16 protein-coding genes are annotated in these 16,290 nt (G+C 42.3%); 8 read left to right on the forward strand and 8 right to left on the reverse strand.

What is annotated here, in order from left to right; all coding sequences use genetic code 11:
• Nucleotides 1–96: 96 nt before the first annotated feature.
• From AC3IRX_RS07885 to AC3IRX_RS07900, 4 genes are all read right to left on the reverse strand, one after another.
• Entirely contained in the window at nucleotides 97–888 is a 792-nt protein-coding gene (locus tag AC3IRX_RS07885) for a sulfite exporter TauE/SafE family protein (RefSeq protein WP_489209506.1), read from the reverse strand.
• Between the two features lie 93 nt (nucleotides 889–981).
• Nucleotides 982–1,425: a hypothetical protein gene (locus tag AC3IRX_RS07890; protein WP_489209508.1), complete on the reverse strand. Its 444-nt coding sequence runs from the start codon at nucleotides 1,423–1,425 to the stop codon at nucleotides 982–984.
• A 99-nt stretch (nucleotides 1,426–1,524) separates the two neighbouring features.
• Nucleotides 1,525–3,561, reverse strand: a complete 2,037-nt coding sequence (locus tag AC3IRX_RS07895) for a TonB-dependent receptor domain-containing protein (RefSeq protein WP_489209510.1) — start codon at nucleotides 3,559–3,561, stop codon at nucleotides 1,525–1,527.
• 75 nt (nucleotides 3,562–3,636) lie between these two features.
• Nucleotides 3,637–3,996, reverse strand: a complete 360-nt coding sequence (locus AC3IRX_RS07900) for a hypothetical protein (RefSeq protein WP_489209512.1) — start codon at nucleotides 3,994–3,996, stop codon at nucleotides 3,637–3,639.
• A gap of 182 nt (nucleotides 3,997–4,178) precedes the next feature.
• Here AC3IRX_RS07900 and AC3IRX_RS07905 point away from each other — a divergent pair, with 182 nt between their 5' ends.
• From AC3IRX_RS07905 to AC3IRX_RS07940, 8 genes are all read left to right on the forward strand, one after another.
• Nucleotides 4,179–5,711, forward strand: a complete 1,533-nt coding sequence (locus AC3IRX_RS07905) for a helicase HerA-like domain-containing protein (RefSeq protein WP_489209514.1) — start codon at nucleotides 4,179–4,181, stop codon at nucleotides 5,709–5,711.
• Nucleotides 5,712–5,755: 44 nt separating this feature from the next.
• Nucleotides 5,756–6,979, forward strand: a complete 1,224-nt coding sequence (locus AC3IRX_RS07910) for a 3'-5' exonuclease (RefSeq protein ID WP_489209516.1) — start codon at nucleotides 5,756–5,758, stop codon at nucleotides 6,977–6,979.
• 116 nt (nucleotides 6,980–7,095) lie between these two features.
• Nucleotides 7,096–8,295, forward strand: a complete 1,200-nt coding sequence (gene lysA, locus AC3IRX_RS07915) for a diaminopimelate decarboxylase (RefSeq protein ID WP_489209518.1) — start codon at nucleotides 7,096–7,098, stop codon at nucleotides 8,293–8,295.
• 225 nt (nucleotides 8,296–8,520) lie between these two features.
• Complete coding sequence (miaB, locus tag AC3IRX_RS07920) at nucleotides 8,521–9,972, forward strand: tRNA (N6-isopentenyl adenosine(37)-C2)-methylthiotransferase MiaB (protein WP_459111905.1); 1,452 nt, start codon at nucleotides 8,521–8,523, stop codon at nucleotides 9,970–9,972.
• 15 nt (nucleotides 9,973–9,987) lie between these two features.
• On the forward strand, nucleotides 9,988–11,265 hold the full coding sequence (locus AC3IRX_RS07925; RefSeq protein ID WP_459111904.1) for a sigma-54 interaction domain-containing protein: 1,278 nt from the start codon (nucleotides 9,988–9,990) through the stop codon (nucleotides 11,263–11,265).
• A 100-nt stretch (nucleotides 11,266–11,365) separates the two neighbouring features.
• Entirely contained in the window at nucleotides 11,366–11,854 is a 489-nt protein-coding gene (gene lptE, locus AC3IRX_RS07930) for an LPS assembly lipoprotein LptE (RefSeq protein WP_459083482.1), read from the forward strand.
• The gene (locus tag AC3IRX_RS07935; RefSeq protein WP_489209520.1) at nucleotides 11,854–13,380 is read left to right on the forward strand and encodes a DUF8458 domain-containing protein; all 1,527 of its coding nucleotides are present in this window, start codon (nucleotides 11,854–11,856) and stop codon (nucleotides 13,378–13,380) included. Before lptE ends, AC3IRX_RS07935 begins: the two co-directional genes overlap by 1 nt.
• Before the next feature lie 7 nt (nucleotides 13,381–13,387).
• Nucleotides 13,388–13,756 carry a TSUP family transporter gene (locus tag AC3IRX_RS07940; RefSeq protein WP_459082683.1) on the forward strand — a complete coding sequence of 123 codons (369 nt, stop codon included), beginning with the start codon at nucleotides 13,388–13,390 and terminating at the stop codon, nucleotides 13,754–13,756.
• 25 nt (nucleotides 13,757–13,781) lie between these two features.
• Here the strand turns inward: AC3IRX_RS07940 and AC3IRX_RS07945 are convergent, their stop codons facing one another.
• The 4 genes from AC3IRX_RS07945 to AC3IRX_RS07960 form a co-directional block, all read right to left on the reverse strand.
• Entirely contained in the window at nucleotides 13,782–14,429 is a 648-nt protein-coding gene (locus AC3IRX_RS07945; RefSeq protein WP_489209523.1) for a DUF4126 domain-containing protein, read from the reverse strand.
• 63 nt (nucleotides 14,430–14,492) lie between these two features.
• Entirely contained in the window at nucleotides 14,493–14,849 is a 357-nt protein-coding gene (gene rnpA / locus AC3IRX_RS07950) for a ribonuclease P protein component (protein ID WP_489209524.1), read from the reverse strand.
• Between the two features lie 9 nt (nucleotides 14,850–14,858).
• The gene (locus AC3IRX_RS07955) at nucleotides 14,859–15,587 is read right to left on the reverse strand and encodes a tRNA threonylcarbamoyladenosine dehydratase (protein ID WP_489209526.1); all 729 of its coding nucleotides are present in this window, start codon (nucleotides 15,585–15,587) and stop codon (nucleotides 14,859–14,861) included.
• Nucleotides 15,580–16,206: a TatD family hydrolase gene (locus AC3IRX_RS07960; protein WP_489209528.1), complete on the reverse strand. Its 627-nt coding sequence runs from the start codon at nucleotides 16,204–16,206 to the stop codon at nucleotides 15,580–15,582. The genes AC3IRX_RS07955 and AC3IRX_RS07960 overlap by 8 nt, the downstream gene beginning before the upstream one ends.
• Nucleotides 16,207–16,290 lie beyond the last annotated feature (84 nt).

Genomic DNA, 16,290 nt, shown 5'->3' on the forward strand with positions numbered 1-16,290 from the left:
GTTTTCTCTTTCCTGTGTTCTATGAGAATTTCAGGCTACAAGGAACTTTCACTTCTTTTCCATTTGATTTCTTTAGTGGAAAGCGGTTTTCTTGCTTTATTTTAGGATAAGTTCTTTTACTATAATGAAGACCCCCATGGAAAGAACCACCCATCCAAAAAGCGGTTTTAGCTTTTTGGATTCTATGTTTTTGGCAAAGGCAACCCCGACCAAGATCCCTACGATAGAGAGTCCTGTGAAGCTTAAAAGGAAAGGCCAATCGATATGCACTTTGTCTAATGAGGACGCGAATCCAATAAGTGAGTTCACAGAAATAATAAATAACGAAGTACCTACCGCCTGTTTCATGGAGACCCCCACGAGCATAACTAGAGCCGGGACAATAAGAAATCCTCCTCCCGCGCCAATAAAACCCGTGATGATACCAACGAGCAGCCCTTGCGAAGCAAGAAGTGTGTAATTCGATTGTTGAAACTTCCTACCTCTAGGCCTTTCCTTTTTTTGAATCATTTTAATTGCTGAGATCAGCATTAAAATCGCAAAGAGGAGCAAAATAAACATCTCATTGGTAATAGTGATTCCCCAACGGTTGATAATGTACGGGGGCAAATGGGGAAGAACCACTCTTCTTGAAAAGAGGATTCCAAGGACTGAAGGGAGCCCAAATTGCAATGCAGTCGAAAACTGTACATGTCCTTGTCGAACAAAACTAACAGAGCCTACTGAGCTTGTAATTCCTACCACAAATAAGGAAAGCGTTGTCGCTGTAATTGCGTCTATTTCAAAAAGGTAAGCGAAGACGGGAACACTTAAAATACTGCCACCGCCCCCAATTAATCCCATGACGAGACCGATGACGATTGCAAAAAAATAACCTAAAATATGCATCTAGTACTTGGTTTTTTGATCGATTTCAAAGGTAATACAATTTATTTTTTTTCCAATTTGTCACTAAGGAAATGCATTATTTGTTTTTTTGCTCTAAAGAATTTCAAGAATTTCAAGGGACTGTTGACCTACCTCTAGGCGATCTCCGACTTTTTTGCTAGTAAATTCTCGGTAGACGGGGGCTTGGTCTGAGACCGATACAATCACCTTTTTGTTAATTTCTGTGCTAGGAATGGATACGCCAAGAAAATACCAATCTCCACTTGTTTTCACAAGCGCACCTTTCTCTAATCGATCATGAGACTGGTCCTTTTGCTCCAGCAAAAAGTCCGCAGTTAATTTTGCTTCACGAAGCAGTTTTTCAAAACGAAGTTGCATATCCTTCGCTTCGGTTTGTCGAGAGAAGTCTTCGGGCTCTCTGGTTTCTTGCTCGTCAATATCAGAAGCGGTTTGGTATCGTTCTACCGAACTTTCTAAATTATCTATAATGGCTTTTTGCTTTTCAATCAAAGCTTCTATTAGTTCAGTCCGAGTCATAGGGATTAATTTGATGTTGTAACAAATCTAGGAAATTTATCTTAAAAAAAGGGTTGGTTTTGAGGACCAACCCTTTTTTGGCACAAGTGTATCTGGTTTTTAAAAATTTGTAGTAAATCCGACACCTAGGGAACGGCCGGGGGCTAGAATTCTTTGGTTTGAATCGGAAGAAAGTGTCCTGCTTAAGTGCTCTGCATAGGCTATATTAAACACATTGCTCACGCTTGCAAAGATTGAAGTGGATTTAAAAATTGCATATTTGAAATCCAAGTCGAGCAAGGTGAAACTCGGTGTTTTCAGCTCAGAGAAAGAAGGGTCAATTCGATTTTGCGCTCCCGTATGTCTAAGATTAGCGCCCAGTTCCAATGGATAGAAATTTGCCGTTACGTTGAGTCGTAAATCGAGAGGTGAAATTTCAGCAAGGGGAATCTTTGTGACAAGATTCTCGGCATAGGTGTAGGCAAGACCAAAGGAGCTATGGAAATGGCTATTAAGATGGTATTTGGCCGCCAACTCGAAACCGGTTTTGAACGCTCGGTCTAAATTCACATACTGTCTCACACCGGGACTTCCCATGGAGGATTTCTGAACGTCTGGATTTATTTTACCCGATATAAAGTCTGTAAGATAAGAGTAAAACCCTGAGGCTTGAATTGAAAATGCCTTATTTTGATAGGAAAGAATAAGATCCGTTTGAAAATTACTTTCAGGTTTTAATTTTGGGTTCCCGAGCATTTCATAATTGTCTAGGCCTTGAGGGAAACGATTGATGTAGCGTTCGGATAGACTGGCGCTACGCTCCGCCCTCCCGCTCCATAGGGCAAGGGAGAGGGCTGGACTTAATGCCCTAGTATACCCCACACTAAAACTATGGTTTAAATTATCTGATTTTCCATCCCCATACAGAGCGATGAAAAGTTCCGAGAGTTCTTTCGCCTGTCCTTGGTCGTAATCCATTCGATAAGAAAGAGTCAGTTTTGAATTCTCCCACCGGGTCTGAAACTCGTTAAACCAGCCCAATTGATCCAAAGTGGAATCTTGCCAGCTAGTGCCATCCCTCTGCATGGAGTGGCCCATCATGGGCATGGTCATTTCTTTGTTTTCAGCACTTTGGAATTTGAAATCCAGACCCGTGAAGAACTTGCTGTTCTCGGTTTGAAAAGTCGCTTCCGTACGAGCTCCGTAGGTTTTTGCGAAGACTTTTGACACCATTGAGTGATCATAGGTCCCCATGGAATGGTCTACCCAGCTTCCATATCCTGAGAAATCAAGAACTTTTAGTAATTTCTGGTCAAAATGAATTTTGTGTTCAAGTTGTGACATCCAAGTTTTGTCGTAAAGCAAATCCATGCTAAGGGCAGCGAATTCTACGTTTCTCGCTTGGTTCGTAGTAAGTTGAAGGGTGGTTTGCTGATGCTCATTCCAACGTAGAGTAGATTTGGATCCCACATTGTACCTAGTGAAACTAGAGGGGACTTCTGCGTCGTTGCCATCCTTGTAAGAATCAGCAGTTTGGTAACCCGCAAAGAGATTTGAGACCAGTTTTTTTGATTGCAACGACACAGAGGCTTCGCTCTTAAATAAGCTTCCATTCGATTCGTATCCCGACGAAAGTCGGCCACTCAGTGCAATAGAATCCTTAAAGGAGGGAGCGAGGGTCACAAAATTGATGCTGCCCCCAAGCGTAGGACCGTACCGAAAATGATAAGGGCCTTTGTAGATTTGCGCTTCTTGAACCATGTTCATGTTTATTTGGCTGCTTGGAGGGTCCATTCGGCTTGGACAAGCGGTTAAAGCGCTAAGCCCACCATCGATCACGATGTTGAGCTGCTCGTATTTGAATCCGCGTAAAACGGGATCCATCCCGTATTGACCCGCTTTGCGAATGCCGCTAATTTCGGGCAATTGAGTTAAAAATCGACCGGCGTCATGGGTGAGTCGATCCGTGTCTCGAAGTGTAAGATCTTTTATTTTGGAGTCTCTATTTTGAGTTTTGCGGAGGGTAACGCGTTCAATAGAATGGATTTTGGTGGTGTCTAGGTCTATTGTATTTTGAGCTAATAGAAGAGTGTTGCTCGTAATGAAATAGATGCAAAACGCTACGAGGAAGCGATTTGAATGAGGTATTGACTTCATGATTTTGAATTTTTAAATGAGAAAACGGGCTAAGTCCCAAAATGGGAAGTAGCATAAAAAAAATCGGTTAAAAAATCAAAATTGTGGAGGCGCTGTGCGTACGCTAAGGAGTGGATTGCTAAATAGAGAAGGAGAATACCCAATCTTTTCGAGGGTTTGTCGAAATTTACTAGGAGGGCTTAAATCAATTGTGCTTTCGGAGGGAAGTATGTGAAATTCAAAGCCGATTTGAACGAGCCTAAAAAGGGAGTTTGAATTCTCACTTGCTTTTGTGAGTTCACATTTCCCATGGCACTCCAGTTCCGGACGGTCCTGATTCATACAGCGAAGCTCGTAAAAGCTTCGGTTGACCTGATAATCGACGAGCAGCAGGGAGTTTTGAAAGCTTGCTGCAAAGATCAGTAGGGACAATATGTGTAAGGATACCCATTTCATTTTGTTCTACAAAGGTAAATCTTTGAATCGGTGGAACTGCGGAGAATATAGGGCAAATGAAGTGATATTCGTCATGTAGAAGAGGAAATAGAAGTCTCATTCCATTATTTTTTTGGCTCAGCGTTCTATTCTTTTCGCAAAATATCCTAAATTTAACCAAAACAAAGAAACATCAGTGAATTATGGCAGATCGAACTAAATTCATAGAGGAGCTTCAAAAGCGCTATAGCCGCAAGAACGAGCATATTATTTTGGGAAAAGGAATGCTGGATACCCAAGTGGTTCCCGAGGTAAGCGTTAGCTTACCCTTAAAGACTATCAACCGACACGGTTTAATCGCAGGAGCAACAGGGACAGGGAAGACCAAAACGGTCCAAGTGTTCGCAGAGCAATTATCGCATTTAGGAGTTCCGAGTTTAGTATTGGACATTAAAGGAGATTTTTCCGGAATTGCGCAAAGTGGAGTGAGGAACGATATTATTAACGACCGGTACGGAAAAACACTCTTAGAGTGGAATGCCCAGTCCTTTCCTGTGGAGCTTTTAAGTATATCGGGTGAGAAAGGAGTGAAACTTAGAGCGACCGTGACCGAATTTGGGCCCTTACTTCTTTCCAAAATATTAGATCTAAACGATACACAGACTTCCATTATGTCTATCGTTTTTAAGTATTGTGACGACAAGGGTCTGCCCCTTATCGATTTAGACGATTTAAAGAAAGTATTGCAATACGTGACAAGCACACCTGAGGGCAAAGCGGAAGTGTCTGCCGATTACGGTTCGATATCCTCTGCCTCGCTAGGGGCCATTTTAAGAAGCATTGTGGCTCTAGAGCAGCAAGGAGCAGGCGAATTGTTTGGGGAGCCGAGTTTTGATGTTCAGGATCTTCTCCAAACCAGAGACGGGAAGGGGGTTGTAAATATTTTACGAGTGGCGGACATTCAAAGCAGACCCATGCTGTTTTCCACCTTTATGCTTTCTCTTTTTGCTGAAATCTACATGACATTTCCTGAAGAGGGTGATTCTGGAAAACCGAAACTGGTTTTATTTATAGATGAAGCGCACCTAATTTTCAAAGAAGCGTCAAAAGCCTTACTTTCGCAGATTGAATCCATGGTAAAGCTAATTCGCTCAAAAGGAGTCGGAATTTATTTTATCACTCAAATTCCGGGCGATGTGCCTCAAGAAGTTTTGTCTCAATTAGGGATGAAAATTCAGCACGCACTTCGGGGCTTTACGGCAAAGGACAGGAAGGAGATTAACAAAGCGGTTGAAAATTATCCCATCACGGAATTTTACGATGCAGGACAACTGATACAAAATCTTGGAATTGGAGAGGCATTTGTGACGGCACTGGATGAAAAGGGAATCCCAACTCCTCTTGTGCATACTTATTTGATCTCACCGGAATCCCGAATGGATGTACTAAATGAAAGTGAAGTGACCGAGCTCACTTCAAATTCTTCGCTCGTAAGAAAATACGAGCAAACCTTAAACAAAGAATCGGCTTCCGAACTTCTCACCAAGCGAATGGAAAAAGCGGTGGAAGCGGCGGAGCCAGAGGTAAGGAAAACCACGCGCAGTCCAAAACCAGAACCTGGTGTTTTGGAGAGTGTAATGAAAAGTAGAGCGGGACGAACCTTTACCACTACCTTAGCTCGGGAAGGAGCCAAGTTTGTTTTGGGTATGCTTGGGCTAGGAGGAAGGAAAAGATAATATAAAACAATCAAGGTATTGCCATAAGGCATAAGTAGAGTGCAATGTATTCAATTATAGACATAGAAGGTAACGGCGGAGAATTTAGGAAAGAATGCATCATCGATATCGCCATATACAAATACGATGGACATCGAATTGTAGATCAATTCAGTTCGCTCGTGAATTCACCTAAGGAGATCACTCCTTTTGTACAGCGCTTAACAGGCATCACATCAAAAATGGTGAAAACAGCCCCCAAATTCCATGAACTTGCACGTCGTGTTGTGGAAATAACGGAAGGTACGACCCTTGTAGGGCATAATATTGATTTCGATTATCGAATGCTACGACAGGAATTTAAACGTCTAGGGTATGATTATAAAATCAATACACTGGATACAATTCCACTTGCCAAAAAGCTAATTCCAGAGGCTGAGAGTTATTCCTTAGGCAAACTAGTGAAGTCCTTAGGGATTCCTCTGACGGATGCGCACCGCGCAGCAGGAGATGCAAGGGCCACGCTTGATTTGTTTAAGCTTTTGATTTCTAAAGACACAGAGCTTCAAATAATTCAGCAGCAGTTCGAGGAGGCGAATGCAAAAACGTATGTAAACAAGATCAAGCAATTAACTCAAGATGTTCCGAGTGAAAATGGGCTTATTTATTTTCAGAACGAGTCGGGAGCCATTTTATTCTCGGACTATGTGGAAGATCTCAATAAGTTCGCCAAAATCGTGTTCAATTCAAAAGCGAAACGCTACCAGTCTCTGCAGCAGGAGACCACTCAGATTCATTATGAACTTGCCGCAAGTGCACTTTTAGCCAAACTAATGATGCAAAGCAGAGGGATTAAGAAAAAGGAATCGCTTACCTACGGACTCTATGAAAAGTCTGGATCGCTAGAAGTGGAAAGAATTGTAACAAGCTCTTCCGGCGTCCCCCTGTTGAAGTTCAAGTCCTTTACTCAAGGCCTTAAAGCCTTAAGTTACATTCGAAGCAATCCGGAATTTAAGTCGAAAGAAGAGCTTAAGAACGTCCTCGATTTAAAAGAGAAGGACGGGATATGGACTTCGGCCGGTCGCAATTCTCAGGAATTTACTTTCTATATTGTTGAGCAGGGCAAAATCAAATTTTATGGATTTTACGAGTTTCATACGGTACTTAAATCTCGTGAGAAGTTAGAAAAACGCAGGATTCCTGTGAAAGAATGTTCCGCAGATCTTCAAAACGAAATGAAATTGTCACTGCTCAAACGAGAAATTCGAATAGAGCCTCTTCCTAAGTGATAATATAGAGGCAATTTGTTGTATTTCTCGACCCTATCGCCTAATTTTGACGCCATTATTCGTCTTTTTGACTTAAGGCAGGCTCTAGCGAACCTGCCTTCTTAATCTTATTAGTTATGACAAACCAAGCGCTTTTGGCGATCGCAGAAGAATTCTCGACTCCACTTTATGTATACGATCTAGAGCAGATTAAAATCCAGTTCGAAAAACTTCGCACTTCTTTTTCAAGCAAGACTAAGTTCTTTTATGCTGCGAAGGCGTTAAGCAATATAAATATTCTTAAATACATTGAGGGTTTAGGAGCGAATCTAGACTGTGTTTCTATTAATGAAGTGAAACTTGGAGTAAAAGCGGGTTTTTCCTCGGACCGCATTCTTTTTACGCCCAATTGCATCGATCTGAAAGAAATTGAAGAGGCGATGGCTCTAAACGTCCATATTAATATTGATAACATCTCCATCCTAGAGCAATTTGGGAACAAGTACGGAGGGAGTTACCCGATATTTGTCCGTATCAATCCGCATATTTTTGCGGGCGGTAATTATAAGATTTCCACGGGGCATATTGATTCCAAATTTGGGATTTCTATTCACCAAGTACGTCATATTGAAAGAATTGTGGAATCCACGAATATTTTAGTTGAAGGGTTGCACATGCACACGGGAAGTGAAATCAAAGACCCTGCTGTGTTTTTGCAACAACTCGACATTATGTTTGAACTTGCCGATCGATTTCCGAATTTAAAGTATTTCGATATGGGGAGTGGTTTTAAAGTGCCCTACCAAGAATCCGACATGGAAACCGATGTCAAGGATCTAGGGAAAAGAGTGGAAGAAGCGATGGAGACTTTCCACAAAACAAGAGGGAAATGCTTCGAACTGTGGTTTGAACCCGGAAAGTACTTAGTAAGTGGATCAGGACATTTTCTCGTAAGCGCGAGTGTAATTAAGCAAACAACAGCCACGGTTTTTGTAGGTGTGAATTCCGGATTCAATCATCTCATTAGACCTATGTTTTACGATTCCTATCATGAAATAGAGAATTTATCGAACCCTTCAGGACCTGAAAGGATTTATACAGTGGTGGGGAATATTTGCGAAACGGATACATTTGCCTGGGACCGCAAAATCAATGAAGTACGAGAAACGGACATTGTTGTTTTTAGAAATGCAGGCGCTTATGGCTTTGAAATGAGTTCCAATTTTAATTCCAGACTGAAACCGGCTGAGGTGATGGTGCATGAAGGAAAGCCTGTTTTGATTCGCAAAAGAGAAGTGTTCGAAGATTTGCTCACCAATCAAATTGAAGTACTTTAAAAAGGAATTAGCTCCGTTAAGGCTTTGATTCAAAGTGCCAAGAAGAAAAAAGAGAGGATTGTTAGGTCCTCTCTTTTCATTTAAAGGGGTTTTGCTCGGGGTCTAAATCCTCTCCGCTATACCTGCCATTTTGGCAGAAAATTAGTATCTTTGCCTGCAAACTTTTAGTTTTATTCAAGTCTTTCTTGGAAAGTGCGATGAGGCTAAGATCAAAATATAGAACCTGTGCAGGAAAAATACATAGACGAAACGAAACAAGGCGAAGCCTACGCCATAGCGGAGAAATCAGGCAATACCAAAAAGCTTTTTCTAGAGAGTTATGGTTGTCAGATGAACTTCTCCGACAGTGAAATTGTCGCCTCTATTCTAAGAGATGAAGGCTACAATACTACGCTCAACTCGGAGGAGGCTGATTTAATTTTATTAAATACCTGCTCTATCCGAGAAAAAGCAGAACAAACGGTGAGAATGCGACTCTCCCAATTTAAGCGTCAGAAAAAATTGAACCCTAGTTTAACCGTAGGGGTGTTAGGTTGCATGGCGGAACGTCTTAAAACAAAATTTCTTGAAGAAGAGAATTTGGTGGATCTCGTGGTCGGTCCAGACGCATACCGAGACTTACCCAACCTGCTGAGAGAAACGGAAGGAGGTAGCGATGCCATTAATGTAATTCTTTCGAAAGAAGAAACGTATGCCGATATCTCTCCTGTTCGATTGGGTGGAAACGGAGTTACCGCTTTTGTAACCATTACCCGAGGCTGTGATAACATGTGTACCTTCTGCGTGGTTCCTTTCACAAGAGGGAGGGAACGCAGTAGAGATCCTCATTCCATTTTAAAAGAATGTGAAGATCTTTACGCAAACGGATACAAAGAAGTGACCCTACTTGGTCAGAACGTGGATAGCTACTTGTGGTACGGAGGAGGTCCTAAGAAAGATTTCAAAAAGGCCACAGACATGCAAAAAGCGACTGCGGTTGATTTTGCTCACTTGTTAGAACTCGTCGCGCAGAAAGTACCTGGAATGAGAATTCGTTTTGCCACCTCAAATCCTCAAGATATGGATATCGAAGTGTTCAAAATGATCGCGAAATACGATAACATTTGCAAATACGTGCATCTTCCCGTTCAAAGCGGTAGTAATGCCATTCTAAAAGCTATGAATCGCCAACATACTCGCGAGGAGTATCTTGAACTCATTCGCAAAGCAAAAGAACTTGTTCCGGAAATTGCATTTTCGCAAGATATGATGACAGGTTTTTGTGGAGAAACGCAAGAAGATCACGAGCAAACTCTTTCATTAATGAGGGAAGTAGAATACGATCACGGGTATATGTTCGCCTATTCAGAACGTCCAGGAACTCCCGCCCACAAAAAACTTGAGGACGATATTCCGGCCGATGTGAAGCAACAAAGACTTGCCGAAATCATAAAACTTCAAGGGGAACTGTCTAGAAAAAGAATGGAGGGATACGTAGGACGTTTCCATGAGATTCTAATTGAAGGTACCTCGAAAAAAGACGAAAATCAGTGGCGAGGTCGCAACACGCAAAATGCGGTTTGTGTCTTTGACAAGCAAGAGGGTCAAAAGGTAGGAGATTTAGTCATGGTTTATGTGTATGGAAATACACAAGGAACATTGTTAGGAAAACAAGAGCAAGCGCAGCTTGCGAATTAAAAGAAGTAGCAATCTATGAGCGATTTACAAGCCATCAAAAATAGATACGGAATCATAGGGAATTACCCGACTCTAAACCGTGCTTTGGAAAAGGCGATTCAGGTCGCACCCACTGACATTACCGTCCTTGTCATAGGGGAAAGTGGAGTGGGGAAAGAATTTATTCCAAAGATTATTCATTCGGAAAGTCGACGAAAACACCAGCCCTACATTGTCGTAAACTGTGGAGCGATCCCTGAAGGCACAATTGACTCTGAGCTTTTTGGGCATGAGAAGGGTGCATTTACGGGAGCGACGACCACCCGAAAGGGCTATTTTGAAGTCGCAGACGGAGGGACGATCTTTTTGGATGAGGTGGGAGAGCTTCCGCTTCAAACGCAGGTAAGACTTCTTCGCGTTCTAGAAAGTGGAGAATTTATGAAGGTGGGTTCGTCTCAAGTGCAACAAACCAATGTTCGAATTGTGGCAGCCACAAACGTCAATATGATGAAAGCAATCACGGACGGAAGATTTCGGGAAGATTTGTATTACCGACTTAACACCGTACAGATTGACATTCCGCCGCTTCGCGAGCGGAAGGGAGACGTCCATTTGTTATTCCGGAAATTCGCAGTCGATTTTGCGGAGAAATACAGAATGCCTGAGATCGAGCTTACGGCCGATGCGATTTCGTTTTTGGAGAGCAATACCTTCCCAGGAAACGTAAGGCAACTTCGGAACTTAGTAGAGCAAATGACGGTGGTTGAGCAAAAAAGAGAGATCGATTCGGTTCGTCTTGCCGAATATTTGCCTCAGTCCAATCACTTGCCGGCGGTCGTTCAAAAGAGTGAACTGAGTACAAATTCGGGATCGGATTTTCATAACGAACGTGAGATTATGTACAAAATTCTTTTTGACATGCGAAGCGATTTAAATGATTTAAAAGCGCTTACTTCCGAACTGATTAAAAGCAAAGAAAATACAAATTTCAGCAACCAAGAGCAAGACCTCATTAACCGAATATATACGCCCGAAACGGGAAATTCAAATTCCCTTTTGTATTTCGAAAATAGAAATACGCCCTCGTCTTCTAACCTAATGGCAGGGCCTGTCGAGCCGGAATATGAAGATGTGGAAGATGTCGAAATTGAAGAATCGAAACCTGTATCTTTGTCTTTACAAAACAATGAAAAAGATCTTATTGTCAAGGCGTTAGAAAAGCACAAAGGAAGACGAAACAAAGCGGCAGAAGAGCTTGGAATCTCCCAGAGAACGCTCTACCGCAAGATTAAACAATACAACTTAGAAGACTAATACAATGAATATAGGGCATCGGACCTCCTTCTTAAATTTGGGACTGCGCTTCGCGCGGCCGAAAGCAAATCGTTTCGCTCTGTTTGGAATCGTATTGACTATGATTTTGTATAGCTGCACCGTGTATAATTTTAAAGGAAACACTTTGCATGAGGATGTGAAGACGATTCAAATTAAGGATTTTATAAACAGCGCCGCACTTATGAATCCAACCCTAGCGCAGCAGTTCACCATCGATATCAACAATCGATTCCTTCAAAGAACCACTCTGAAAGGAACGACTCAAAATCCACACCTGTTAATTGAAGGGGAGATTATCGACTACTCCATTTCGCCGACCACTATTTCCACACCGATTGGTACGCAAGCAGGTGGACAAATTCAAGCAGCGCAGAATAAACTCACCATCACCGTTCGGATTCATTACGAAAATAGCATTGAACCTGAGAAAGGTTTTGACCGAACCTATTCCGATGAATCGGTGTTTAGCAGTGACCTCGACATTAATGCAATCGAAGCCTCTCAAGTGAAGGTGGTGAACGAACGGATCATTAATAAAATTTTCAACGATATTATAGCAGACTGGTAATGATAAACGCAAGGGTAATTGAACTTTTAAAAAGTCCACCACAGATTAAGGAGCAGGATTTAAAACTAGTATCAAAAGAGATAGCAAAATATCCTTATGTGCAAAGTTTAAGAGCGCTTTATCTCTTGGGGACACATATGTACAAAGCGGAGCAATATCCCTCCGTGCTGCATACAACCGCGGCATATACCACAGATAAAAAGATTCTTTACCATTTTATAAATCAGCAAGCGGCTCCTTCCGAGACAAAAGAAGAAAAGCAGGAACAAGAGCCCGTTGTCGAAAATAGGGAGGTGGCCACTTCCGCTTTTGAAACCGTTTTACCTAAGGAAAAACGTACATTGCCTGTGGTCCACGTCAACGGAGAGAGAAACCGAATTCTCTTTGAAGGAGAAGAGGATTTTCTTTCGCAGCAGGCCCCTAAAATTGATTGGGAGCAAACCCAGGAATCGGGAAAACTTAGCCCTGTAGTGGCAGTAGAGATTCCCGCCTCCGATTCCACAGAGATAGAAGTTGAGAAGAGTCAAAAAGAAGTGGAAGTTTCCGCTGTGGAGATTGAAAAGGAGTTGGAGAAAGAAAAGCAGGAGGCTCCTATTGAAGAGGAAAATAATGCAGCGGATTTGTCGTTTCAAGGCGTAGATTCTTTCCTGCCAGAGGTTTCCATAATCGCAAAAGAGAGTCCAAGTGCATTTGCGCCCAAACAATCTAGCGATCGTCATCAGGACGAAATGCAAAGATTAATTGCAGAAGTTGAAGCAAAAATCAAAGCGAAGAAAAAAGTGGCTAAAGAGCCTGAGCCCAAAGAGGGATCACCCAGTGAATCAAATGAAATCAATTTCTCTCAAGTCTCGCAGTTTGAATTTTCAGACGAAAAAGAATCGGATAAAGTACAAGCAAAGGATTTATCTCCTACGAAAGAGTCTCAAGTCAAAACTTCGGATTCGCCCGTGGTTTCCCATTCTCAAGGGTGGAAGCCTATGTCTTTGCCTACAAGGGTAGGTCCGTTAAAATCGGCAGAGAAACCAAGGGAAGTAGAAGAGCAGACTGCGAATCAAAAGCACAACGTTATCGTTGAAAAACCAATAGTAGAAATCGAGGCCGGGTCGGAGCCAAAAATGGATGTGTCTACACCCAAGGAAGAGCCTTCGCAGGAGTCTTTGCAAAATAGCAATGTTCCAGAGTTTATAAATACGTGGCAAAGCTGGCTTAAAATTGACCGCTCTCAGCAGCCGGCTGAAAAATCTACTTTGCTCTCGATTGACCAAGTACGAAACAAAGCCATTGATACTTTTATTGAGAATCAACCTAAAATTTCAAAACTAAAAGAGGAATCCAGCTTCGTGATCAAAGAAAAGCCAGACGATATTTCTCACTTAATGACAGAAACCTTGGTTGGGCTATACGTAGAGCAGCGACTCTATAGTAAGGCAATTAGAGGGTATGAGGTATTGCAAGAAAAGCACCCAGAAAAGCATCGCGAATATGGGGAAAAGATTGAAGAGATAAAATCAAGAACAGGGAAATAAGATGAAAATGGATGTGAGTGTTGTAATTGGATTAATTATCCTAGGCCTCATTGCAGGCTATTTGAGCGGACTGGTTGGTATCGGCGGAGGAATCGTGATGGTGCCTGTCCTCGTAATTCTTTTTGGATTTACGCAGCACAAAGCGCAGGGAACTACCCTCGCTCTTTTAATGATTCCGGTAGGTTTCTTCGGAGTCATGAATTATTACAAAGCTGGGAATGTGGATGTTAAAACGGCTTTGCTGCTGTGCGCGGGCTTTGTTTTAGGCAGTTTTTTCGGAAGTAAGATGGCGGTTTCTTTATCGCAAGATACCCTTCGTAAGCTCTTTGCAGTGCTTATGTTTGTGGTAGCAGTCAAAATGTTTTTCCAAAAATAATTCTCGTTCAATATTCTTTTCGGCCTTAATCCAAATGCTTGGTTTCCACGGATTCCACCTCTACCGTCGTAAGAGGGCTACTCGAGGTTTTCCTTTTTATTTTTGACCATATTCTTTTTCCGACGACTAAAACTACAACCACTAGAGCAAGGGCTAAGAGGCCTGCAATTATGGGCGCAGCAAGCGCTAAAAAGGTCATTACCCCTGCTCCAGCGGTCTCTGTCGTGGCGACAACGGAATTGCCCAAACCTGCGGTCGTGGCTGTGGATGCGGCCCGAGTTCCTGCAAAGCCAGAACTTATGGTAGCTGCGGTGCCTCCACCCGCAATCAAAGCAAGAGCCCATAAGGGAAAGGTACCTAAATCTGCAAATTGACTGGCAAAAAGAACCGAACCTGCAAGCGTGGCAAGGGGAATCGAGAGGGTGTCGAGCAAATGATCCACAAACGGAATGTAGTAAGCGAAAATTTCGACTGCCATGGCAATGCCTGTAGCAATGAGTGTAGGTAGTCCAGAAAGCCATTCAAAGGAGTCATTGACAGGGATCCACCCTAGATAAGATCCTAAACTCACCAAAAATAAGGGCAAAAAGACCCGAAATCCAGTGGCTGCGGCTAGTCCAATACCTATGAAGGTGCCGATTAGATAGGGCGCGTACGGAATATTCTCTAACATCACTTGAAATTTAGTGGGTTATAGAAGTGAAATTACAAAAATAATCTGAATCGAAAATTGATTTTATTTGGCAGTGCAAAGTTTTTCTAGTTCCGCCTCCACTTCTTTATAATGAGAAGGCAAACTTGTAGAGGTCCAGAAAATCATGGCGTAGCAATTGGCTCCGAATCGCAAATGGAATTCTTCTTTGTGATGACGATACGCTTCTCTAAGTAGCCTTTTGATTCGGTTGCGATGGACCGCCTTTTTGAAATAGCGCTTGGAAACGGATACACCAATTTTAGGTTCTAGGCTCAAAGGGTCATTCACAAAAGCCACTCGAAGATTCCCAGAGGATTTCCACTTGCCTTTTTCAAAGACCAGTGCTAAATCTTTCTTTTGCTTTAATTTTAAATTCGAACCGTACGAAAAACTTTTCATGAGAAGATCTTAAGATTTGTTGACTACGTAATTGATCACTTCGGACGCAGCACGAAGTCCGAATGCGGCCGGAATGAAGCTTATGGTTCCATAAAAGGAGCGCTTAAAAAGGGTTCCGTCTGTCAGTTTAAGACTTTCCTCGTCCTGAAGTTCAGAAGAAAAAACACATTTAAATCCCTTGTCAAGATTTGCTTCCTTTTTAATTCGTTTTCGAATTTGTTTTGCTAGGTAACAATTGTAGGTTTTGCTGATGTCCTTGACATGGATTTGACTTGCATCCATTTTGCCTCCTGCTCCCATACAGGAGATGATTTTGATCTTGCGTCTGCGAGCTTGTTTTATCAATTCGACCTTTGGAGAAACACTGTCAATGCAATCTAAGACATAATCAAAAGGAGTCGAATCTAAAACTTGAGCCATGTCTTCAGGATTTAAAAATCGGGGGATCACCTCCAATTGAATCGAAGGATTGATGTCGATCATACGATCGGCTACAAGTTTTGCTTTGCTTTGCCCAATGCTGGAGTGAAGTGCAGGAAGCTGTCGATTTATGTTGGTTATATCCACCGTATCTCCGTCCACTAGAGTTAGGCGGCCTACGCCTGCGCGGGCTAGAAATTCCGCGGCGAACGAACCGACTCCGCCCAGTCCTACGACCAGCAATTTTGCATTCCTAAGTTTTAGAATCCCTTCTTCTTTAATGAGTAGTTCCGTGCGTTCTAGCCACGATTTATCCATGCGCTCTAATTGATTTTAAATTATCCTCTATCTCTTTTTTCAACTCCTCTACCTCTAGATTCCGTAAAAAGGCCGCTCTTTGGTATATTTCACCTATGTCCGAAAGACTATTATCTGATTCCAAAAAGAAACGATCTCGAGGAATCTTAGAAAAGAGAGTTTGCAAAGATACATTGTGCAGCAGTGCATTTCCAAATGAAAGATAAAACCCTTTTTCTAACAGCTCTTTAGCAAGGGTTTCTTTTTTATTAAAGCCATGGATGATCCACGGTGTGGATGCTCTTTTATAAAAATGCAACAGCATCGAAAATCGACGCACACAATGGATGATCATTGGTTTTTTTAGTGTGTTACTGAGTTGAATTTGAGCTTCAAATGCCTTGTGTTGAAGGTCTTCGGGCGTCGCGCATAAGCCGTCCAAACCGGCTTCCCCAATTGCCCAGCAGTTGGGGTCAGCGGCCATGTTCTCTACCCATTGAAGCTGCTCACTGTAATCCGATTGTAAAGTTTTGGGATGCAATCCCGCAGAGAAGGGTCTTTGGACCGGCTTTTGAAAAGCGGTCAAGTTGAGAATCCCAACTTCTTGTTCTTTGTGGTGGTGGAAATCGAAAAATTCCATGGTTGCAACTGTGTATTAATATTGAAATCGTGAGGCTTCTGTACTTTCCTTGAGGTTCCTACACTTGCAAATTTAAATAGAATA

The sequence above is a fragment of the Epilithonimonas sp. KH_059 genome (genome assembly GCF_057838485.1).